Source organism: Enterococcus sp. DIV1059_2 (genome assembly GCF_051713685.1).
Taxonomy (GTDB): domain Bacteria; phylum Bacillota; class Bacilli; order Lactobacillales; family Enterococcaceae; genus Enterococcus_D; species Enterococcus_D casseliflavus.
The window spans coordinates 2,066,080-2,087,500 of record NZ_JBIOQK010000001.1 but is presented as its reverse complement, the minus strand read 5'-3'; the positions used below and the strand labels follow the sequence as shown (position 1 = coordinate 2,087,500).

The window sequence follows — 21,421 nt, the reverse complement described above, 5'->3', positions numbered from 1 at the left end:
GTTGACGAAAGAAACGCAGACGAATCCTGAGGAATCACAGCTGCTGGAGCAGGAACCGACTCTAGAGGTCCAAACAGAAGGGGCTAATGAAGTCGAGGAAAACGTATCAACAAATGCGACGGACTTAGTGAATGACGGTCCTTTAGTAGAAGATAGTGGAAATGTAGTGGATGATTCTTTTGATTCAGCAAAAGAAGAAACTGACTACGAAGATGATTATTATGCTGTAAAAGCGCAAGATCACCAACGAATCGAATCGCTTATTGAGCAAGCCGAAAACGAACTAGCTGATTTAAAATTGAGAAAATCAATTATGGAAGCTGATTTTTCTGGATTGCTTGCTCATTACCGCCAGTTGATTTTAACAGATCAAGATATTTCGGTGATCGCCAAAAAGACATTGCTTGAATACTATGCCTATGAATTCTTGAAACCATTAAAAACGATTCATTTAACTGCTACTGATAACTATGACACATGGAAGACAAAGCATTTCAATGTCCGTTTTCGTTTAACAGAAACAAAGGAGCTCGAGTTTAGTTTCAAACTTAATCCAGTCAATTCTACGTATCAATCTAATTATTTGCCATTGTTGACTATCAATTCAAACTCCCAGTCGGTGGTTGTCAATGATGAACAGATTTTGCATTTAATCAGTCAATGGCATGCGGAGAATATTTTCTCGGTCAATCAGCTTTCGCTCTTTAATTATGATGTCAACTTGGTATTGGCGCATTTAAAAGAATTAGGCTTTACGGTTTCACCAAGCTTGATCGACAATACCCAAACATTGGCTGTCGATATGGAGACGGACTTTGCTGTTGCAGCAGAAGTTCTCGATCAAATTTTCATTATTACAATGGAGAATCAGCAATATGATTTTATCACAGAAAACAAAGGCGAAATTCTTGTTTTACTTGATAAAAATCAACGATTGACGATTCATTTGTATACAGAGTCCACTTTACTAACGATTGATTCAGATCAATGGAAGCGATCCTTATTAGATTTCTTCACAAGCTATCCATTTTTGGTTCCGCTTGTCGTGGAAGGTGAAGAATAAATGTTCTAAATTCATTAAAAGTGCTAGAATGGTTTTTATAACTATTCAGCACTTTTTTTGGAAGGAGCAGTATGATGAAAAACAAAGCACTAGGTTTTTATGAAGGACGATCTTTAGATGAGTCAAATGTATTTATTGAAAAGGAAATTCCGATACCCAATTGCCAAGCAAATGATTTATTGGTGGAAGTACAGGCAGTTTCGGTCAATCCAATCGATTCAAAAAGACGGCAAATGACTGCTTTAAGTGAAGCGTTCCAGATCCAAGGGTATGACGCCGTTGGGATCGTTAAAGAAATCGGCTCAGCAGTTAATGGCTTTGCCGTTGGTGATCGGGTGTTTTATGCTGGAACCACACAACGACCTGGTGCGAATCAAAGGTTCCAAACAGTTGATTCTCGTATCGCAGCAAAGGCACCAGCCGGCTTTTCTGATGGCGATCTTGCAGCTATGCCATTAACGAGTATTACAGCGTGGGAATTGCTTTTTGAAAAATTTGGGTACGTGCCTGAAGAAAACGCGAATGAAGGATCGATTTTATTGGTCAATGCCAGCGGTGGTGTTGGCTCAATTGCGGCGCAACTAGCAAAATGGGCAGGATTGACAGTCTATGGCACTGCGAGTCCTAAGAACGATCAGTGGCTTAAAAACAATCAAGTGGATCAAGTACTTAATCATCGCTTGCCGTTGGCTGAACAAATCACTGAGCCTTTTTCAGCCGTTGCAATTTTTTATGACGCCTCGGCCTATTTGCCACAATTAACGAAAGCAATCTTGCCGTTTGGCAAAGTCGGAATGATCGTGAATACGAAAGAAGCGCTAGATTTAAATCCATTTAAAAACCTCGGCATCGATTTTTATTGGGAGTATATGTTCGCAAAAACAGATGCTCAGTTGATGATTGAAACACAAGGGAGCATTTTGCAACGGATCGCCTCGTTACTCGCTGACAAAAAGATCCATACGACTGCGGTGCAAACGTTTGATGGAGGAATTACCATCGAGACCTTAAAACTCGCTACAAAAGCGGTTGAGCAAGGAACGAAAGGAAATACAGTGATCACTGGAGGCGTCCGCTAGATGGAAGAAGAGGAAGCGATGCTGTTTTGGGATGAATTTGCCCAAGAATATGCACAGATTCAAAGAGAATCCCAATTGAAAATTGCCGAAGAGGTAGCAGCTTTTTTGGTGGAGCAGAAAGTGTTCCCGATATCGGCCTTCGTTGACTTTGCTGCGGGGACTGGCCGCTACATTTCAGCATTTTATCCTTATGTAGATGAGTATTACGCAATTGATTTTTCAAAAGAAATGTTAAAAATCATTGAAGAAACGACGGAAGATCCGATGAACAAGCTCCATCTGGTTCAGCAGAGCCAAAAAGACTTTTTATCTGCAGACCAGCACTGGCCCTGTATTTTTATGGCAATGAATCCAGCAGTCAGAGACAAAGAAGCATTGCTTCAGTTTCAAAAAAAGGCCCATCAATTGATTATTCTAAGAATGATCGCAGAAGAAGAAAACGTGTTTCAGCCTTATGAAAAAAATCTTTCAGCGAAGAATGACCTGAACTTAAACACTTGGTACAAGAAGTGGTTTTCAGAAGAAGCGATCGATTGGCAGAGTCGGCAATTCGAGTATATTTTGAAGGAAGAGATCGATCAAGAAATATTTCATCTTTATTTTGAGGAGGAGTATTCATTGGAACAACGGCAACAAATGGTTCAACATGTCTTTGGTGAGGCATTGACTGTCGAAAGCCAAACGAAAATCACTTTTGAGCTTCTTTTAGCTTAAGTAAAATCACACAATGGGTATCAAAAAAACGAGATTCTGACATAAGATCAAGAAGCAGGTACAGGAGCTAGGCTTCTTTTGGCTGCTGACTGGAAACATCTTATGCTGGAATCTCGTTTTACAGTGAATTTGCTACAATAGAAGGTATACGATGCTGCCTAATAACAGTAAAAAAACGATGTTGACGATAAAAAACAGCTTTTGAAACGTTCTCGCTTCTTTTGGTCTGGCTTGTTTCAATAATTTGTACCCAATCAAATTCGCCAAAGAAGCAATCAATGTACCCAAACCACCAACATTGACGCCCAAAAGAACGGCTTTTTCTAAATCGGTGAAAGGAGCAATCAAAATTGCTGCTGGAACGTTAGATATTCCTTGGGAGAGTAAAATACTACCTAAAAAAGCGCGATGCGTTTCTTGAAAATACGGTCGAATGTGATCGGTGACCAGAGATAGGTCTTGAATATTCCCGACGATCAAGAAGAAACAGAGAAAGGTAAGTAGTAACCGATAATCAACTTTTGCAAATAGTCGTTTATTGCTAAACCAAACCACGGCTGCGACGACAAGCACGACGATTGAAATAGGGAGAACACTAAAAATACCAAGAATCATAAGGACAAATAATCCTGCATTAAGCAGCGCTGGCTTTTTTTCAAAGGGTTCTTCTTGCAGGGCGATTTCCAATGGAGTCTTTGGGATGAGCTGGATCGAAACAAGGAGTAATAGTAATGAAAGTCCCACAAAGGTGCCGGTAGTCCACATGAATTGTGGCAGCGAAATCTGATAGTAAGAAAATAAAAATAGATTTTGCGGATTTCCAAATGGAAACAGGCTGCTTCCTAAATTGGCTGCTACGATCAAATAGACAGCGCCTAATAAGACACTGGTGTGCTGTTGTTCTTTCCTCGTTAAGAGTAAATAGATGGGCAATAAAGTTAAAATAGCCACGTCATTTGTTAAAAACATCGAACTGAAGAAGCTTAGCAAGACGATTGCGCGGATCAAGTCACGCAGATTGCGACTTTTTTCCACTAATTTTTGTCCAAATGCTCGTAAAAGACCAGCTTCTTCTAACCCATTGATTACTAACATTAATCCAAACAGTGATAAAATCACTTTAAAGTCAATAAACGACCAACGGAAGGTGCCGAAAAAACACGCAATAAGTGCTAGTAGCAGGGAAATCGAAAATAATCGATCCGTTCGAAAAAATGCTAACATTCGTTTTCCCATAGTTCACCACCTTTCTTCTCAAGAATTTTACCATTCCTATGCTTTAGGAACAATAAATAACGCTTTTTCCATCGAACTCAAAGACATTCAGGCAATTTTTATAGTTGACAAACGACTCATTAATTGGGAAATTAGTATGTGAAAGGTGAAGGAGGTTCAAGAATGAATGTGATGCAGCTGCTTGAAAAAAATCAGCAGGTACATTTTCAAATTTTGGCTGTTTTTTTTCAGAATGGCTCAGAAGTCTCTTATAAAAAACTTGCAAAAACGTTATCCATTTCCGCGCCCACTTTGCAAAAAGAACTTCAAAATCTTCATCAAAATTTAGCTGCTTTCCATGAAGACGCAGCTTTGATCTATTCAGAAAATGATCAAGTGCAATTGGTATTGCCTCTTGATTTTTCCCTGAAGCAATTTTTTTATGCGTATCTTTCAGAAGCAATCGATTTTCAGATATTGTCGTATTTGTTTTTTCATCGAGATGAGTCAACGACGAAAATGATGTTAGAACTGATGTTGAGTGAAGCTTCATTGTTTCGTCGATTCAAAGCGATCAATCAGTTATTGAAAGAATTCGACATCCAATTAAAAAATAAAAAATTGATTGGGGATGAAAAACAGATTCGCTTTTTCTATTATCAGTTTTTTTCACAAAGTTATCCCAATGAAGAATTGATCGCTCGCTTGAATGCACCAGCCATCAACAATTTGATTCGAGTCATTGAAAAACAGTTGCAGACAACGTTTAGTCAAGCAGAGCGTTGGAAAGTCGGGCTTTGGTTAGGCATTATGGAAGCCCGTTTTGATTATCGCGGCTCGCAACAGCATGAAGCCTCGTATCCATTGTTGAAGTCATTGGAAAATGAAGCGATGTTCCAGCTTTTGCGGAATATATTAGGGCGCTATCTCAGTCGTTTTGCCGTATCCTGGAGCGATTATGAAACGGTATATTTCTATTTATTTTTATTAGCTGAAGGCTTGATTCGCCCTTCACTGGATGACTCCTTGCAAAAATCACTTTTCTTCCAAGAGATCGATGCGTTAAATGGGGAGCTGCTGCAGGCCATTGGTGATAGTGAAAGAAAGACTACAGAAACTTCTACGGAATTGCGCGTCTTCTTGACGAGTGTGACGATCCAAGCGTTGTATATTCATGGCGGCATTATTGCCTTTGCTGAATTTCAGCCGCAAAGTGTTGCGAATGAGAGCTTGATTGAAGTGGCACAGCAAGCAATCGAACAGTTGGAGAAAAACGTAAACCAGTCCTTTTCTCTTGAGAAAAAGCAGCATTTGACCAATGAATTGCTTTTGATCCGTCAATGGATTCAAGTAAAACAGGAAAAAGCATTTACGGTAGGCATTTTGCTGACTCAATCACGATTACGCAGTGGCTTTTTACGGCGCTTTTTGATCAAAGAATTGGCTGGCTATCCGAATATTCACTTCGATGGGACGAAGGAGAAGGACTATGATCTATTGATCGTTGATCATTCTGAGATCTCGGAAGGCTATCGTTATAAAAAACGATTGATTTTAACAGGTGGTGCAACCCCATTTGAAGAAGAGCGGCTTCATCAAATCGTGGATGAAATACGAAATGAGAACCTTGAAAGCGAGTTGGAAAAGATATGAGAATAGTGATTATTGGAGGCTCTCATGCAGGAATTGCTGCTGCCCGTCATTTAAAAAAAGTTGACCCAAAAGTCGATGTGATAATTATAGAAAAATCAAGCGTTCTTGGTTATGTTGCCAGCAGTTTGAATTTAGTACTGGAAGGTTACATTCAGCGTTTGGAAGATTCCAAAACGGCAACTGCCAGTGAACTTCTTTCAGAAGGAATCAATGTGATGCTAAACAGTGAAGTCACAAAAATCTTTCCGCAAGAACAAACGGTTCATTTTGTCACATCAACGGAATCTTATCAGCAAGAAGATGAAGTGAGTTATGATGGCTTGATTTTGGCGATGGGATCGAGTACTTTCCGTTCGGAGTTTGCCTCAGATGTCGAAGCACATATAACGACCTACAAAACCATTGGTCAATCAAAGCAAGCATTAGAAAAAATCGAGAATGCCCAAACCGTTGCGATCGTCGGCGCTGGTCTGATCGGGTTCGAATTAGCGGAATCTTTAAGCGGACAACAAAAAGCCGTTCATTTGATCGATCGCATGGATACGCTGTTGTTCCGTTATTTTGATCATGAAATTGCCAAAATTTTGATGGAACGTTTTCCCAAAAATTTGCAGATCTATCTTAACAGCAATGTCGCTCATACGATCAAAAATGAGAAAGGCGATTATCAAGGAATTGAGCTGTCAAATGGAACGAAAATTCAAGCTGACGTGGTCGTTTATGCTGTCAATCCACGTCCAAATGTTGCGCTAGTAGAAGATTTTCTGAAACTAAATCTGGATGGCACGGTATCGACAAATGAGTATTTGCAAACGTCTGACCCAGCGATTTATGCAATTGGGGATCTTGTTTCGATCCCATTTAATCATTCGGATAGCTCCTTGTATATTCCTTTAGTAACAAATGCTTACCGCACCGGGATCGTTGCTGCCACCAATTTATTGGCAAATGAACGGGGAACAACGAAAATTCCTTTTCCAAAAATGCAACGGACCGTCGTCAGTAAATTGTTTGGCTATTTCGTCAGCAGTTCAGGTATTAATGAGACCGAAGCACCGTATTACGGCTTTGAAGTAGATTCAGTGACGCAAACATTTCATTCTCGGACATTTTTCGCGACAGATGAGGATTTTGAAGTAACGTTAAAACTGATTTTTGATCAGCAAACGAAAGTGATCATGGGGGGACAAATCATTACGAGTGATCGTGGAAGTTTGGAGATCATCAATACGATCTCAACCTTGATCAATAGCAAGACGACCTTGCACCAATTAGCAACAATGGATTACTTTTTCAATCCAACCATCTCATTTCCACTGCACTTTTTGAATCAATTGGCCCTTGATGGCTTGCTAAAGTAAAATAGTAAGTCTTGATAAACCTGCGATGATCGCAGGTTTATTTTTGTGAATTGACGTTAATCGGGAGAAAATAGCGATTGCGCCCATGAAAGGTATCGCGTATCAAAACCAGGTGGGGTTCTGCTGAACTTTGATGCCGACTGGTATCGCTATCTTTTTGATGAAGAAACCCGTAAAAAATATGACGACGCTCGTTTTATGACTGAACGATTTTCGGTAAAGGATTGTTATTGGCAGACGAATGTTCCTTGGATGGACACGTTAGCTCATCAGTACCCTTTATCTGGAAAGCTACGCCCAGCTTGGGATGAGCATGTGTGAACTACACAGGGGTTTCAACAGATTGAAACGATTGAACGTGTAAATGATTTGTTATTGAATGAAACTCAGAAGTTGAATCTAGCCTTCTCAAGTATTTATTTGATTTAAGCGATTAAATAGGCTCCGTTGAGAAAAAATGACGTGCTCGCAGTCTTTTATAAGAGAAAAACATCACATAATCCCTTGCCTTCGCAGATTCGTTTTCACTGAAATTGCGTTGGTAAAGGGATTTTTTTAAAAAACTTCTTGTGATTTTAAGTGAAATACGTTACCCTATTAAAGAGAGTGAGAATCATTCTCAATAAGGAAGGGGCGGGGCATGTTGAAAAAAATCGGATTACTGCTGATCTTGATTCTTCTTGTGGGCTGTTCTTTACTGGTAGGTACCCATGAATTATCATTAAGTGGTTTACAGCAGGGTGATCCGAATCATTGGCTTGTTTTGGTAAAAGTTAGGCTCCCACGGACGATCAGTTTGATCATTGCAGGTGGAATCATTAGTTTATGTGGGAAAATCATGCAGCATATGATGCAAAATAAATTTGTGGCATCAGAGTCGATCGGATTATCTGATAGTGCTCGTTTAGGAATTTTGCTAGTCATGCTTTTTCTGCCAAATGCTTCTAACTTGATTCGGACAACCGCAGCATTTGTGTTTGCTTATGCAGGTGTTTTGTTCTTTTTATTTTTAAGCCAATTTCTACCAAAGAAAGATCCAATGATGCTCCCTTTGACCGGGGTGATGTTCGGTAATATCATCGGTGCCATTAGCAGCTTCTTGGCCTACCGTTTCCAATTGGTTCAAAATGTCTCTTCTTGGCTACAAGGAAATTTCGCTACCATTATGTCTGGCCAGTATGAACTTTTGTATTTGACGATTCCAGTATTCGGTCTGTTGTATTTCCTAGCTTATGAGATCACGATTGCTGGTTTAGGAGAAAGTGCCGCCAAGAGTCTAGGGATCAATTATCTGTTTTTACGCTTTGCTGTGTTCGCTCTGGTGGCGTTTGCCAGTAGTGTCGTTTTATTGACCGTTGGACAAATCCCTTTTCTAGGGATCGTTATCCCAAATATGATCGGCATGGTCTTTGGGGATCATTTGAAGAATAATCTACTGCTGATCAGCTTTGCTGGAAGTGCATTTTTACTTTTATGTGATGTATTGGCACGCATCGTGATTGCTCCGTATGAGATGCCCGTAAGTGTGGTTGCCGGTGTACTAGGTGGTTGCTGCTTCTTGATTTTGCTGCTGGGGAGGAAGTTTCAATGAAGAAAAAACTCTTTCTTTTGTTCTTTCTGATCCTTTGTGCCGCTACTGCCTATCTGACCTATAACACCTATGGTAATTGGTCATTTGCTTTTGCATTGCGGGGCCGTCGGATCTTCGCCTTTGCTCTGGTGGCGATCGCAATTTCCTTTAGTACGATCACCTTACAGACTGTTACGAGCAATCGCTATTTAACACCAGGAATCTTAGGCTTGGATCAACTATATGTCCTGGTTCAGACCCTGTGTTTCTTTTTTATCGGCGGGATCCAGATGCTAAGCCAAGAAACAGCAGCGATGTTCTTATTCTCTGTCAGTCTGACTGCCATTCTAGGAAGTTTATTGATCGGTTTTTTCTATCAAAAAGCCGTCAACGGATTGTTTTTGTTGTTGATGGCTGGAATGGTATGCGGCACGATGTTCAGTAGTCTGAGCACGTTTTTGCAAGTCTTGATGGACCCGAATGAATATGATTTACTGCAAGGACGCTTATTCGCTAGCTTTGGCAATATCAATACGCAACATCTCTTGATTGCTGCTGTGATCATTTTGATCGGTAGTAGCTGCCTGATTCTGTTGATTCCAGAATTGAATCTATTACATTTAGGAAGCGGGCAAGCCAAAAGTCTAGGCGTTCCTGTTCAATGGCTTCATAGAGGTATTTTATTTTTGATTGCGCTTCTGACAGGTACCGCTACGGCACTCGTAGGTCCAGCTGTTTTTCTCGGCTTTGTAGTGGCAACGATCACCTATCAGCTTTTTCCCACCTATCGCCATGGGTGGTTGTTTGCTGGTGGCAGCCTGATTGGTTTTCTCCTGTTAGTAGGGGGGCAGTTCTTAGTGGAACAAGTGTTTCAATGGCAAACGACCATTGGTACAGTGATTCAATTATTAGGTGGCGTCTTCTTTATAAGCAAATTGCTGCTGGAAAGGAAAAAATCATGATCGAAACAAAAAACGTATCCAAAAATTATGCGAAAACACAGGTGTTGACCGAGTGTTCTTTAGCATTACCTGAGCAGAAAATGATTGCCTTTATCGGGCCTAATGGTGCGGGAAAAAGCACCTTACTCTCCTTGGTCAGTCGGATGCTGGATCAGAGAACTGGTGATATTTATTTGGATGGAACTGAGATTCGCCAATGGAAATCCAAAGAGCTAGCCAAAAAAATGGCTTTTTTGCAGCAAAGCAATCGCTATGCAGTCAATCTGACTGTAAGAGAACTGGTGGCATTTGGTCGCTATCCGTATAACCGCGGGCGACAATCGGCAGCGGATGATAGGATCATTGATGATTCTTTGGCTAAGCTATCCCTTACCGAATACGCCAATCAATCGATTCATGAGCTTTCTGGTGGTCAGCTACAACGAGTTTACTTGGCGATGATCTTGGCTCAAGATACAGATTATTTGCTGTTGGACGAACCGTTAAACAATCTAGATTTGAAGCACGCCAACCAGCTGATGAAGCTATTGACCACCTTGGTGGAAGACTATCAGAAAACCGTTGTGATCGTTTTGCACGACATTAATTTTGCCGCTCGCTACGCCGATCACATCGTTGCCATGAAAGACGGTCAGATTTTTAAAGCGGCCGACACTGAGGCTGTGATCCAGGAGCAAGTGTTGGCATCATTATATGAGATTCCAATCAAACTGGTACAAGTGGATGGTCGGCAATTTTGCTATACCTTCCAATAAAATGTATTTCTAAGGAGGAAAAAAATGAAAAAAATTGTAGTAAGCTTTATGAGTATTTTCGTATTAGCGGGGTTGACCGCATGCGGATCAAATAATACTGGTACAATCGAATCGACAGGGACACAGCAAAGCCAAACTGCTCAGAGTGAACAGACACCGACAGAGGTTGAAATCACTGATAGCAATGGAACTGTTACTGTTCCTTATGCACCAGAAAAAGTGGTGGTTTTTGACAATAGTGCCTTAGACACGATGGATGCGCTTGGCCTTGGGGATCGAATCGTTGCTGCTGCGACCAGCAATTTACCAGATTATTTATCAGCGTATGCAGATGTTGAATCAGCAGGGGGAATCAAAGAGCCTGATTTAGAAAAAATCAATCAACTGCAGCCAGACCTAATCATTATTTCTGGGCGACAACGTGATTTCCAAGAGGAATTGTCTGCAATCGCGCCAACCGTTTTCTTAAGCGTTGACAATAGTGATACTTGGGCATCGATCGAAGCCAACATTACGACCATTGGTCAAATTTTTGGTAAGGAAGAGGAAGCGCAAGAACAACTAGCATCGTTACAAGGTCAGATCGATACCTTGAAGGAGCAAGCGCAAAATGCTGACGAGAAAGCCTTGGTTGTTATGGTAAATGAAGGCAATCTTTCTGGTTTTGGGCCAGGTTCTCGTTACAGTATCTTGTATGATACGTTTGGTTTCCCTGCAGTAGATGAGGAATTAGAGGCGTCGACACATGGACAAAGTATTTCTTATGAGTACTTGCTTGAGAAAAATCCTGATATCATTTTCGTGATCGACCGGACAAAAGCGATCGGCGGCAATGAAAGTGAAAGTGAATTTGTTGCAAATGAAATCGTCCAAGAAACAAATGCTGGGCAAAACGATCAAGTCATTGAATTGGATGCTGCGGTTTGGTATTTAGCAGGTTCAGGCTTGGAGTCGATCCAACTAATGATGGACGATGTCAAACCAGCCGTTGAATAAATAGGTGAGAAAAGCAATCAAGTAATTAGGACACGCGTATCAGTTTACTGAGAATGCGTGTCCCTTTTTATTTTCCTATTTTCTAAGACCTACGACTGATTTTTGATAACTTTCCCTGCTTTACTTTACCTGTCGTAGTAATTGTTTTATAATTAGTACGACAGATGAAGTAATTTAGGAGGCGATTGCGTGATCTCGAGTGACGGAATTCGCGGCTATAACGACGCAATCATTTTATCCATTCTTTCCAATGAAGATTCTTATGGATATGAAATATCCAAGCGTATTCGCGAAGGAACAGATGCTTTATATGTGATCAAAGAAACGACGTTGTATTCCGCTTTTACTCGGTTAGAAAAACAAGGATTGATCCGCTCATATCCTGGAGAAGTGACGCATGGCAAAAAGCGGACGTATTACCAGATAACTGCAGACGGAAGAGCAAGCCTTACGGAGAAACTATTGGAGTGGCAGCAGACAAAGATCGTCGTTGACCAGTTCTTACAAGGAGGAGACAAATGAAAACCATTCATGACTATCTAGACAGCTTATTTTTATCAGTACCCATCACACCGGAAACCAAAAAGGCGAAAGAAGACCTCTTAGCGATTATGGAAGACCACTACTTAGAACTGATTCACCAAGGGAAAAGCGAGCATGAAGCCATCGGTGCAGTAATCAGTGAGTTTGGTTCCGTAGATGAGCTGTTGCAAGAGTTAAATGTTTCAAAAGAAGAAGCGCCGATTGATGATTGGTCCGATGCCATCACAGAAGACGATGCGTTTGATTATTGGGGAACTGTGCGACACTTTGCTTTCTCGTTATCTATAGGAATCGGTTTTTGTATCGCATCCCTAGCAGCCTTGATGCTCTTTGTTAGTATATATGCTGAGACCTTTGGAATAATGGTGATGTTTCTTTTTATCGCCATCGGGGTCGGTTTTATTATCTCTAGCAGTTTGCACTTTTCCGGTGCTCGTAAACAGTTGGATGATCGTCCAATAAAAAGGGATGCCAAACGAGAAGCCGCTCAGCAACTCGCAAATTATGAAAAAAGTTTTCGTATTGGTCTTGTTTTAGGAATTGGTGCCTGTATTTTATCAATTGCGCCTGTACTTTTAAGTGAAGTGTTTTATTATTCTGTTGAATTTGGGATTTCCTTGTTTTTCTTGACGGTTGCAGCAGGTGTGTTCTTTATTATTTATGTAAGTATTATCCGTACAGGCTTTGCGAAGCTGGCAACTGAGACGTATTTTATTCGCGACGAAGACCATCCGGGGGATCGAGCAACACGTCATAAATATGGCGAATCCGCTGGTAGAGTTACCTTTTTTCGAACAGTCTACTGGCCAGTGATTTTGGTCGTTTACATGCTTTGGTCCTTCATGTTTCATGCATGGGCTTACTCTTGGGTCATTTTTGTTATTGGTGGTGTCTTAGAGGACTACTTTATCGGACATACGAAAGCTAAAAAATAAGAGACACTTCAATCGAGAGTGCTTTCTTTACTTTTAAAAAAAGGAAGATTATAATACGCCTTGTAACTGAACCAATCAGAAAAAAACAGCGAGAAATATGGTTCTCTCAATGCTTTTAAAAAGTTCAGAATACAAGAAAAGAGGCAATGAATATGTTAGAAATTCATTATCTGAAAAATGGCAGCAAAGAAATAGCAACAGTCGAATCTCCGGAGCGCTTTCTCGCAAGTCAATACTTGGAAGTTCCACCTTTTCAAGACCATTACCCAGTCGAAGAAGTTTTTTTAGACGGTAAGCGGATTACATTGAGGGATCGAACGATCAGTGGATTGTTCAACTATTTAAATACTAAATAAAAAATTGCCTTTTTCTATGGCTCACTTTACTTGGTGAGGAATCATAGGAAGAGGCAATCTTTTTTATTTAATTGAGAATGAGAGGTGTAATTGAGAATCTAACAAGTAGGGAATTAAAATGGAAACGATTAGTCAAACTTACAACTATACTCTATTTGTATTGGATAGGAAATAAATATGCTCATTTCTGAGGAGGATAACATTTTTTTTGACTATTTCTGAATAAACTATTGCTTTTTATAGTTAGATATACTAATAATTAATAGAGATTATTCTCAAATAATTATTCTAATTGGAGGAAATGATATGTCATTAATTGGAAAAGAGATTGGTTCATTCGAAGCGAAAGCTTACCACAATGGAAAATTTATCGATGTTTCATCAGAAGATTTTAAAGGAAAATGGAACGTTGTTTGTTTTTACCCTGCAGATTTCTCATTTGTTTGTCCGACAGAGCTTGAAGATTTGCAAGATCAATATGCATCATTAAAAGAATTAGGCGCAGAAGTTTATTCTGTATCAACAGATACTCATTACACTCATAAAGCATGGCATGATCATTCTGATGCCATCAATAAAATCGAATATATCATGATTGCAGATCCTTCTCATGTGATCTCAGAGATCTTTGATGTACTAGATGAAGCTTCTGGGTTGTCTCAACGTGGAACATTCATCATCGATCCAGATGGCGTAGTCCAAACAGTTGAGATCAATGCGGACGGTATCGGTCGTGATGCTAGTGGCTTGATCGATAAAATCCGTGCTGCACAATATGTCCGTACTCATCCAGGTGAAGTATGTCCTGCAAAATGGAAAGAAGGCGAAGAAACTTTAACGCCAAGCTTAGACCTTGTAGGCAAGATTTAGGAGGCTCTCATGGCATTAGATAAGGCAATCAAAGACCAACTGACGCAGTATCTCGCGATGCTAGAATCAGAGGTTGTTTTTGCGGCAACTTTAGGTGAGGATGATTCTTCCACAAAAGTACGTGAATTCTTAGAAGAAATCGCAGAAATGTCGCCAAAAATCACTATCCAAGCTGTAGCAAGTGAACGGACACCAAGCTTTTCGATCAATCGTCCCGGTGAAGAAAGCGGCATCGCTTTTGCTGGTTTACCGTTAGGACATGAGTTCACTTCGTTTATTTTAGCGTTGCTTCAAGTAAGCGGTCGTCCGCCGAAAATTGACGAAGCACTTCAAAAGCGCATCAAAGCGATCGATAAGCCATTACATTTTGAAACCTATGTCAGTTTGACTTGCCATAACTGTCCTGATGTTGTTCAAGCGTTAAATATCATGGCAGTGCTAAATCCTTCCATCAGTCACACCATGATCGAAGGTGGGATGTTCAAAGAAGAAATTGACAAGAAAAAAATTATGGCTGTGCCAACCGTCTTTTTAGACGGTGAAGAATTTGCAAGCGGCCGTCAAACGATCGAACAGTTGTTGGAAAAAGCAGCTGGTCCGACGAGTAAAGATGACTTTGCTGAAAAAGAGCTTTTCGATGTGTTAGTTGTCGGTGGCGGACCTGCAGGCGGAAGCGCAGCGATTTATGCAGCGCGTAAAGGCATCAATACTGGGATGGTCGTCGAAACAATGGGTGGACAAGTAATGGAAACCCTGGGGATCGAAAACATGATCGGTACTCCTTATACCGAAGGACCAAAATTAATGCGTCAGGTAGAAGAGCACATCAACGAATACAATGTAGACGTGATGAAAGGGCAGCGTGCGAAAGATATTCGTCGCAATGATGTCATCGAAGTTGAATTAGAAAATGGTGCAGTATTAAAAACCAAAACGGCCATTTTAGCAACTGGCGCTCGCTGGCGTAACATCAATGTTCCAGGAGAAAAAGAATTCAAAAATAAAGGTGTTGCCTATTGTCCACATTGTGACGGCCCGTTATTTGCTGGGAAAGAGGTTGCTGTCATTGGCGGCGGAAACTCTGGGATCGAAGCAGCGATCGATTTAGCTGGCATGGCAAAACACGTCTATGTTCTTGAATTTTTACCGGAACTAAAAGCGGACCTTGTGCTACAAAACCGTTTGAACACGTTAGAAAATGTGACTGTTATTACGAATGCGGCAACGAAGGAAATTGCTGGATCCGATCATGTCGAACAATTGACCTACGTTGATCGTGAAACGAGTGGTGAATTCACATTAGCTGTTGAGGGTGTCTTCATCTTGATTGGCTTGATGCCGAATACCGAATGGTTAAAAGATCGCATCGTTTTAAACGAACGCAATGAGATCGTCGTAGACAAACACGGCGCAACCAATATTGAAGGGGTCTTTGCAGCAGGGGATTGTACCGATAGTGTATACAAACAGATCATCACTTCAATGGGTTCAGGTGCGACTGCGGCATTAGGTGCCTTTGATCACCTGATTCGCTCGTAAGCGCCTTGCATCATTTAAAATCAAAAAACGTCTCAGGGGCTTCTAGGAGCTGCTGAGCGTTTTTTCTTTTTGTAAGGGCAGTTTGGGTCCAGTTGACAGAAGGACAGCTTCTATAATACAATGAAAAAAAACTCGTTCAAAAAAGAAAGAGGTATATTGATGAGTGTCGTAGGTATCTAATCAGCCAATTAAAACAAATAAGCAAAAACAGACTGTTTATTTGTTGTGCCTGTAGATACCGATAAAAATCGTTATTGATGAATCAGGTGATGGGAGACTATCGCTTTTTTTGTACACTTTTTTGGACGGGGATCTGATCGGAATCCTCAGGCACAAGAAAGGATAACTCATGAAGATACCTCAAGCAACTGAATTTGAACAAATTAAAGAACAAGTAAGTAAAAAAATAATCAGCGATTACGGCAAAGCGCGCTTTGCGAATGAAAAACCAGCAGCGACGATCCACTCTGCCCAAAAACGAGTGACAGAGACCACTGAAGCGATGGCACTATTAGCTGCTGGTCGTCAAGTGCCTTTTATGGGGCTGCAGCATGTCTTACACCATACGGAGAAAATTGAAAAAGGGTTTGTTTTAGAACCACAGGAGCTTATCGAATATGGAGACTTTTTACGGTCTTTTCGAATCATCCGTCAATTGTTCGAAAAGAATCAATCGATTGCCCCAAGATTACATCAATATGCACAAGGGTTAGAAGACTTTTCTGAAATCGCCGAAATGATTTTCCAAAAGATTCGCAATGGTCAGGTTGATAGTAATGCCAGCCGAGAATTGCGGAAAATTCGCGGTACGATCGAAAAATATGAAGCTGATCTGAAAAAAGTTTTTGCAAAGTTTTTTAAGGAAAGTCGCTATTTACAAGAAAATCGTGTCATCAAAAAGAACGACCGATATACGTTACCTGTGCGTGCTGAATTTCAACAGCAATTTAACGGAACGATCATCGAACGTTCCAATAAACGAGCGACTGTCTTTATTGAACCGGAGGCAGCTGCCCGTTTAAATGATCGATTGATCTTGGCGCAAGCAGAAGAAACAGCCGCTCAATACCAAGTGTTGTCAGAGTTGACAGGGGCGATCGCCGAACAAATGAACGCCGTGTTTGCCTGTCTTGACATTTTAGTTGTGCTGGATATTATTTTTGCTCGGGGAAAATATTGTCGAGAAATCAATGGGCAGGCGATAACTATGACTGAGGAAGAAGTTTTGCTTTTTGATCAAGTCCGTCATCCTTTGCTGGGGAGTGATGCGGTTCCTCTTTCTTTAAAACTTGGCGAAGAAAACCGCTGCATGGTCATCACGGGTCCCAATGCTGGAGGCAAGACCGTCGTCTTAAAAACCGTTGGACTTGTTTGCGCCATGGCTCATTATGGCTTATTTCCAGCACACAATGGCAAAAGCACTGTTCCGTTTTTAAAAAGTCTTTGGATGGATATTGGCGATCAACAAAGTCTGGAAAATTCTTTAAGTACCTTCTCTGGACACATGTCGAACATTGCTCAGATTATGAAGAATGCTACCCGACACAGTATTGTTTTATTGGATGAAATCGGCAGCGGCACTGAGCCCAATGAAGGGGCTGCTTTGGCGATCGCCATCATGGAATCCATCTATCGCTCAGGAGCTTTAATGATCGCAACAACGCATTATGGTGAAATCAAGCAGTTTGCCGTCGATCATCAAGATTTCGAAACAGCGGCAATGGCTTTTGATGCCAAAACCTTGACACCAAAATATCGTTTGCTGACGAATGCAGTCGGTGATAGTAATGCGTTTTGGATTGCCGAAAAGATGGCGATCCCCGCTGACGTAGTCCAAACAGCAAAGGAATATTTAAAGCATAAAACCTATTCTTTTGAGAAGCAGCTTTTTGAAAAGGGGAAGAAACAACCCCCTCAACAAGAAGCCAAGATAGATCTTATTTTTCAAAAAGGAGACTTGGTCTTTTCAACAGAACATAACCAGCGCGGACTTTTTTATGAGTATTTGGAACAAGGACAAGCGAAAATTTCAATTGAGAAACACTTTTTTGTTGTTGCCGCACGTCGCTTGCAACTCCTCACAAAGCGAGAGGTGCTCTATCCCGCAGGTTATGATCTTGATCAGCTATTCGTTGAGTTTGCGCAGCGCAAGTTTACTCGAGATATTGAACGAGGATCTAAAAAAGCGCAGAAGCAGTTACGAAAAGCAGCGCAAGAACGGCAAACCAATCGACCCGTGGATTGATAGATTAAGAAAACTTTCAATCGATAGACCAAAATCAAGCAAGCAGTCCTTTTTCAGCACCTAGAAAAAGGACTGCTTTTTTTAAATGTTCGTTTTTTTAATAACGTCCTTTATCGATGCCGTCCCTTTGTTTGGATGATTATTTTGGTTGTTTTTTCTTTATAGAGCAGAAAATATTCGAAATATCTAAATTCTTTAAGAAAAGTTAAAGAAAAATAAAAATAACAGAGAATTGGTTGTATCTTTATTCGAGGAAGGGTACCATTCATATTGGATTGAAAAATAACATATAACCTTGTTAGGTGAGGCTCCTATACAAACACAAGCTATTGCGCAGAAACGTCGAAAGACGCCAATGTGTAAAACAGGAATTGTCGGATTAAGGCTTTTCATAAAATAGCTAAGAGAGCAAATGACTTTCTTTACGTTGTATAGTGCTAAAACTCGGACGATGAGATTGCTGCTAAAGTCTGACGTCCTAAGAGAAGTGAGACTTTTTTGCTTTTCTTTCTGATGGATGACGAAGCTCATAGAGCAAAATAACTGGTACCGTCTGAACACCTACTCCAAGGCAAGAGGAGTGGAAGCAATGATAGAAAAAAAGAAGATCGATTGGCTGCTGATCATAGCTTATTTGCTATTGAGCCTTATCGGTCTTTTAATGATTTATAGTGCAAGTTCATACCGTTTATTAACGAGAGATCAACCACCAGCGTCGCTATTTATCCGTCAGTTGGTCTTTTTGTTACTTAGCTGGGTTCTTTTATTCATTATTCAGCGGACGCGAAGAGAGATTTTGCTTAGCAAATACTTAGCGATCGGTCTGCTAGCATTTGGGATCTTTACCTTGCTCTTAGCTCGTTTGCCCTTTTTCGGTGTCTCTGTTAATGGGGCACAACGCTGGGTCTCGATCGCAGGGATTCAATTTCAACCATCAGAGATTGTGAATGTAGGGATGGTCTTGTACCTTGCTCATTACTTTCAAACTGCAAAAACCACCTTGCAGGAAATGAAACGTCCGCTTTTCGTTTTGTTTTTGTGCTGTGTGTTGATCCTGTTTCAACCGAAAATAGCCGGTGTGATGATTTTGCTTTTTTTAGCATTTGTCATGATAACTACGGTACAAGTCCCCGTGAAGCTGACGGCTCTTTTATTTGGTGGCTTAGTGATCAGTCTATTCTTGGCTGCCCTGTTGATCATGTTTTTAGGCGACAATGATTTATTGCCTCATATTTTTATGCACGTATATAACCGAATTCGCCTAGTAGGTGATCCATTCTCCGACCCTTACAATCAGGGGTTCCAAATGATCCATTCTTACTATGCTTTATTTAATGGAGGGCTTACTGGTCTCGGTTTAGGAAACAGTATTACGAAAAAAGGCTTTTTACCAGTTGCGGAAACCGATTTTATTTTTTCCGTTTTAGTAGAAGAGCTTGGCTTGCTTTTCGGGATTTTTGTTATTGGCTTATTATTCGTAATCATCTTACGTTTATTTATTCGTTCCGCAGCTATTGAAAACCCTCAGATTGGGTTGATATTGCTAGGAACAAGTACATTACTTTTGTTGCAAACAAGTATCAATATAGCCAGTATTTTAGGGTTGATGCCGATGACAGGGGTACCGTTACCATTTATCAGCTATGGTGGCTCCAGTTACTTTATTCTTTCATTTGCCTTTAGTATGTGCCTGAAATTAGAGCGAGAGGAGGGCAAACGAAATGAAGTTCCTCAAACGACATGATGCAAACTATGCCTTGCTGCTACCCGTTTTTCTGCTTTTTTTGCTAAGCATTTGGGTCCAGCATCAAGCTTCTGTAATGGATGGCAATGATCCTTCTGGAATCGTTTTTCGACAGATCGTTTTTTGTGTTCTATCCGCCATCGCGCTCTTCGTTACGAGTTTGATCCCAACCAATTTGCTCTTACGCTTTTCGGGTCTTTTGTATGTATTGGCGCTAGGTTTGATGGCTTCTCTTCATTGGTTCTACGATCAAACGATGTTTGAGCAGACGCATACCAAACGCTGGATCAGAATCGGCGACTTTACCATTCAGCCCTCAGAGTTTATGAAAGTGGCCTTTATGCTTTTTATGGTCTATCTCACCTTAGTGTATGAAAAACGAAAAGCCGAACGGACCATTAAATCTGATTTGATCTACGTCACTAAGATCTTGCTTTATAGTATACCGACATTTCTATTGATGTTTATGCAACGGGACTTTGGTACGAGTTTAGTGTTTATTGTGATGTTAGGGGCTTTATTTATTATCTCGGGTGTTCATTGGAAAATTTTGACCGTAGTGATCGGTTTGATCGCAGCCCTCGGCGCTATTTTATTGCTGCTCGTGTTTACGGAATGGGGCAATCGTGTCTTGTTTCGACTTCATTTCTCGCAGTATCAATTAGACCGAGTGCGAGCTTGGGCAGATCCCCTAGCGTACCAAGACTCTATCGCGTTCCAACAAGTTCGCAGTATGTGGGCGATTGGCTCAGGAGGCTTATTGGGAGCGCCTGACACCCATACGACAGTGTACGTGCCGGTTCGTGAATCAGATATGATTTTTACAGTTATTGGTGAAACCTATGGCTTTTTAGGAAGTACTTTAGTGATCTTCTTGTATTTTTATCTCATCTATCAAATCATCTTCGCAGCGTTAAAAACGAATAACAAGGCGTCGGTCTATATCGCCATCACGTACGTTTTTGGCTTAGTCTTTCAGATCTTTGAAAATATCGGCGCGGCGATTGGGTTGCTGCCATTAACGGGAATTCCTCTGCCATTCTTAAGCCAAGGAGGAACCTCGTTGATTGCGATCAGTATTGCGATGGGAATTATTTTTGGGTTAGAAAAATTTCCGACTAAAGCGAAGAAACGATCGTACGCATTAAAAGAAAGTAGGGGATTAACATGAGCAAGACAGCAAAACAAGGGGTGATAGGTGGACTGCTTTGTAGCTGTTTCGCATGGTTGTTTTTCCTTGTAGCATTAGAGCCGCAGTGGTTCCAAACGCTGGATACCCTGTTTTCCCACGTGCCTCAATGGCGGACGGCTACAGTAGAAGCGATTTTTGTTCCGCTTGCTAGCACGGCAACGATCGTCCCGATAGCAGCTATTCATTTTCTATTGGCAGCAATTTTGTTTTTTCGGAAGAAACGGATCGAGAGTTTTTGGTTGATGGGAAATATGATCATAATCAGTGGTGTTGGCCAACTGATCAAGAAATTCGTTGATCGCCCAAGACCGGAGTTTGCTGACAGTATGGAACGGGCGTCCGCCAGTTTTCCAAGTGGGCATACGCTATTAGCGACCACGCTAATTATTTCTCTCCTCTTTTTCTTCGCACAAACAGCGCCTGGCCAAAGAGGCAAACGTCTTATTAGCCAAAAACTAGCTATGTTGTTGGGATTGGTTTATTTACTGCTTATTATGATGAGCCGCTTGCTATTTGGGGTTCACTATCCTAGTGACTTGTTAGCGAGTATCTTGTTGGCAAGTGGAATCAGTTTTATCACATCTGCTTTTGTATTTTCGTTCAAAAAAAGTGTGCGTAGGGGGAAGTAA

General features: G+C 41.0%; 20 protein-coding genes and 1 riboswitch (1 of these 21 cut by a window edge). Of the genes, 19 read left to right on the top strand and 1 reads right to left on the bottom strand.

The window, feature by feature from the left end; translation table 11 throughout:
• From IGI72_RS09730 to IGI72_RS09715, 4 genes are all read left to right on the top strand, one after another.
• On the top strand, window positions 1-30 hold the final stretch of the coding sequence (locus IGI72_RS09730) for a hypothetical protein (RefSeq protein WP_005226241.1). It extends 882 nt beyond the left edge of the window; 30 of the gene's 912 nt are visible here — the last part of the coding sequence; the start codon falls outside the window, past its left edge; the stop codon is at window positions 28-30.
• Entirely contained in the window at window positions 2-1,063 is a 1,062-nt protein-coding gene (locus IGI72_RS09725) for a hypothetical protein (protein WP_060793107.1), read from the top strand. Before IGI72_RS09730 ends, IGI72_RS09725 begins: the two co-directional genes overlap by 29 nt.
• A 71-nt stretch (window positions 1,064-1,134) precedes the next feature.
• Complete coding sequence (locus IGI72_RS09720; RefSeq protein ID WP_438753974.1) at window positions 1,135-2,142, top strand: zinc-binding alcohol dehydrogenase family protein; 1,008 nt, start codon at window positions 1,135-1,137, stop codon at window positions 2,140-2,142.
• Window positions 2,143-2,856, top strand: a complete 714-nt coding sequence (locus tag IGI72_RS09715) for a methyltransferase domain-containing protein (RefSeq protein ID WP_074933632.1) — start codon at window positions 2,143-2,145, stop codon at window positions 2,854-2,856.
• Between the two features lie 132 nt (window positions 2,857-2,988).
• Here the strand turns inward: IGI72_RS09715 and IGI72_RS09710 are convergent, their stop codons facing one another.
• A complete protein-coding gene (locus IGI72_RS09710; RefSeq protein ID WP_034857379.1) occupies window positions 2,989-4,092 on the bottom strand; it encodes an SLC13 family permease in 1,104 nt (367 codons plus the stop codon).
• Window positions 4,093-4,254: 162 nt separating this feature from the next.
• On the opposite strand from IGI72_RS09710, the gene IGI72_RS09705 reads away from it, so the two are divergent.
• From IGI72_RS09705 to IGI72_RS09635, 15 genes are all read left to right on the top strand, one after another.
• Window positions 4,255-5,724: a helix-turn-helix domain-containing protein gene (locus IGI72_RS09705; RefSeq protein ID WP_010748448.1), complete on the top strand. Its 1,470-nt coding sequence runs from the start codon at window positions 4,255-4,257 to the stop codon at window positions 5,722-5,724.
• Window positions 5,721-7,085: an FAD-dependent oxidoreductase gene (locus IGI72_RS09700; protein ID WP_005226235.1), complete on the top strand. Its 1,365-nt coding sequence runs from the start codon at window positions 5,721-5,723 to the stop codon at window positions 7,083-7,085. Before IGI72_RS09705 ends, IGI72_RS09700 begins: the two co-directional genes overlap by 4 nt.
• Window positions 7,086-7,725: 640 nt before the next feature.
• On the top strand, window positions 7,726-8,676 hold the full coding sequence (locus IGI72_RS09695; RefSeq protein WP_005226233.1) for an ABC transporter permease: 951 nt from the start codon (window positions 7,726-7,728) through the stop codon (window positions 8,674-8,676).
• Window positions 8,673-9,617: an iron chelate uptake ABC transporter family permease subunit gene (locus tag IGI72_RS09690; RefSeq protein WP_005236195.1), complete on the top strand. Its 945-nt coding sequence runs from the start codon at window positions 8,673-8,675 to the stop codon at window positions 9,615-9,617. The genes IGI72_RS09695 and IGI72_RS09690 overlap by 4 nt, the downstream gene beginning before the upstream one ends.
• Window positions 9,614-10,372, top strand: a complete 759-nt coding sequence (locus IGI72_RS09685; RefSeq protein WP_060793102.1) for an iron ABC transporter ATP-binding protein — start codon at window positions 9,614-9,616, stop codon at window positions 10,370-10,372. Before IGI72_RS09690 ends, IGI72_RS09685 begins: the two co-directional genes overlap by 4 nt.
• 24 nt (window positions 10,373-10,396) lie before the next feature.
• Window positions 10,397-11,368, top strand: a complete 972-nt coding sequence (locus IGI72_RS09680; protein ID WP_438753970.1) for a siderophore ABC transporter substrate-binding protein — start codon at window positions 10,397-10,399, stop codon at window positions 11,366-11,368.
• 189 nt (window positions 11,369-11,557) lie between these two features.
• The gene (locus IGI72_RS09675; protein WP_005226229.1) at window positions 11,558-11,890 is read left to right on the top strand and encodes a PadR family transcriptional regulator; all 333 of its coding nucleotides are present in this window, start codon (window positions 11,558-11,560) and stop codon (window positions 11,888-11,890) included.
• The gene (locus tag IGI72_RS09670) at window positions 11,887-12,846 is read left to right on the top strand and encodes a permease prefix domain 1-containing protein (RefSeq protein ID WP_074536724.1); all 960 of its coding nucleotides are present in this window, start codon (window positions 11,887-11,889) and stop codon (window positions 12,844-12,846) included. The genes IGI72_RS09675 and IGI72_RS09670 overlap by 4 nt, the downstream gene beginning before the upstream one ends.
• Window positions 12,847-12,998: 152 nt before the next feature.
• A complete protein-coding gene (locus IGI72_RS09665; protein ID WP_010748444.1) occupies window positions 12,999-13,202 on the top strand; it encodes a hypothetical protein in 204 nt (67 codons plus the stop codon).
• A gap of 306 nt (window positions 13,203-13,508) precedes the next feature.
• Window positions 13,509-14,072, top strand: coding sequence for an alkyl hydroperoxide reductase subunit C (gene ahpC, locus IGI72_RS09660; protein ID WP_005226227.1), 564 nt, complete (start codon window positions 13,509-13,511; stop codon window positions 14,070-14,072).
• A gap of 9 nt (window positions 14,073-14,081) precedes the next feature.
• Window positions 14,082-15,611 carry an alkyl hydroperoxide reductase subunit F gene (gene ahpF / locus IGI72_RS09655; RefSeq protein ID WP_154694501.1) on the top strand — a complete coding sequence of 510 codons (1,530 nt, stop codon included), beginning with the start codon at window positions 14,082-14,084 and terminating at the stop codon, window positions 15,609-15,611.
• 349 nt (window positions 15,612-15,960) lie between these two features.
• Window positions 15,961-17,856 (top strand): endonuclease MutS2, encoded by a 1,896-nt coding sequence (locus IGI72_RS09650; RefSeq protein WP_438753968.1) that lies wholly within the window; start codon window positions 15,961-15,963, stop codon window positions 17,854-17,856.
• A 287-nt stretch (window positions 17,857-18,143) separates the two neighbouring features.
• A riboswitch (M-box (ykoK) riboswitch) is annotated at window positions 18,144-18,319 on the top strand.
• 126 nt (window positions 18,320-18,445) lie between these two features.
• The gene (locus tag IGI72_RS09645; RefSeq protein WP_034868647.1) at window positions 18,446-19,600 is read left to right on the top strand and encodes an FtsW/RodA/SpoVE family cell cycle protein; all 1,155 of its coding nucleotides are present in this window, start codon (window positions 18,446-18,448) and stop codon (window positions 19,598-19,600) included.
• The gene (locus IGI72_RS09640; RefSeq protein WP_005226223.1) at window positions 19,578-20,771 is read left to right on the top strand and encodes an FtsW/RodA/SpoVE family cell cycle protein; all 1,194 of its coding nucleotides are present in this window, start codon (window positions 19,578-19,580) and stop codon (window positions 20,769-20,771) included. Before IGI72_RS09645 ends, IGI72_RS09640 begins: the two co-directional genes overlap by 23 nt.
• Window positions 20,768-21,421 carry a phosphatase PAP2 family protein gene (locus IGI72_RS09635; protein ID WP_438753966.1) on the top strand — a complete coding sequence of 218 codons (654 nt, stop codon included), beginning with the start codon at window positions 20,768-20,770 and terminating at the stop codon, window positions 21,419-21,421. Before IGI72_RS09640 ends, IGI72_RS09635 begins: the two co-directional genes overlap by 4 nt.

Bases quoted from the DNA above. Each gene is read 5' to 3' on its own strand.
- IGI72_RS09720 (WP_438753974.1), top strand. From the start codon at position 1,135: ATGATGAAAAACAAAGCACTAGGTTTTTATGAAGGACGATCTTTAGAT.
- IGI72_RS09715 (WP_074933632.1), top strand. From the start codon at position 2,143: ATGGAAGAAGAGGAAGCGATGCTGTTTTGGGATGAATTTGCCCAAGAA.
- IGI72_RS09710 (WP_034857379.1), bottom strand. From the start codon at position 4,092: ATGGGAAAACGAATGTTAGCATTTTTTCGAACGGATCGATTATTTTCG.
- IGI72_RS09705 (WP_010748448.1), top strand. From the start codon at position 4,255: ATGAATGTGATGCAGCTGCTTGAAAAAAATCAGCAGGTACATTTTCAA.
- IGI72_RS09700 (WP_005226235.1), top strand. From the start codon at position 5,721: ATGAGAATAGTGATTATTGGAGGCTCTCATGCAGGAATTGCTGCTGCC.
- IGI72_RS09695 (WP_005226233.1), top strand. From the start codon at position 7,726: ATGTTGAAAAAAATCGGATTACTGCTGATCTTGATTCTTCTTGTGGGC.
- IGI72_RS09690 (WP_005236195.1), top strand. From the start codon at position 8,673: ATGAAGAAAAAACTCTTTCTTTTGTTCTTTCTGATCCTTTGTGCCGCT.
- IGI72_RS09685 (WP_060793102.1), top strand. From the start codon at position 9,614: ATGATCGAAACAAAAAACGTATCCAAAAATTATGCGAAAACACAGGTG.
- IGI72_RS09680 (WP_438753970.1), top strand. From the start codon at position 10,397: ATGAAAAAAATTGTAGTAAGCTTTATGAGTATTTTCGTATTAGCGGGG.
- IGI72_RS09670 (WP_074536724.1), top strand. From the start codon at position 11,887: ATGAAAACCATTCATGACTATCTAGACAGCTTATTTTTATCAGTACCC.
- IGI72_RS09665 (WP_010748444.1), top strand. From the start codon at position 12,999: ATGTTAGAAATTCATTATCTGAAAAATGGCAGCAAAGAAATAGCAACA.
- ahpC (WP_005226227.1), top strand. From the start codon at position 13,509: ATGTCATTAATTGGAAAAGAGATTGGTTCATTCGAAGCGAAAGCTTAC.
- ahpF (WP_154694501.1), top strand. From the start codon at position 14,082: ATGGCATTAGATAAGGCAATCAAAGACCAACTGACGCAGTATCTCGCG.
- IGI72_RS09650 (WP_438753968.1), top strand. From the start codon at position 15,961: ATGAAGATACCTCAAGCAACTGAATTTGAACAAATTAAAGAACAAGTA.
- IGI72_RS09645 (WP_034868647.1), top strand. From the start codon at position 18,446: ATGATAGAAAAAAAGAAGATCGATTGGCTGCTGATCATAGCTTATTTG.
- IGI72_RS09640 (WP_005226223.1), top strand. From the start codon at position 19,578: ATGAAGTTCCTCAAACGACATGATGCAAACTATGCCTTGCTGCTACCC.
- IGI72_RS09635 (WP_438753966.1), top strand. From the start codon at position 20,768: ATGAGCAAGACAGCAAAACAAGGGGTGATAGGTGGACTGCTTTGTAGC.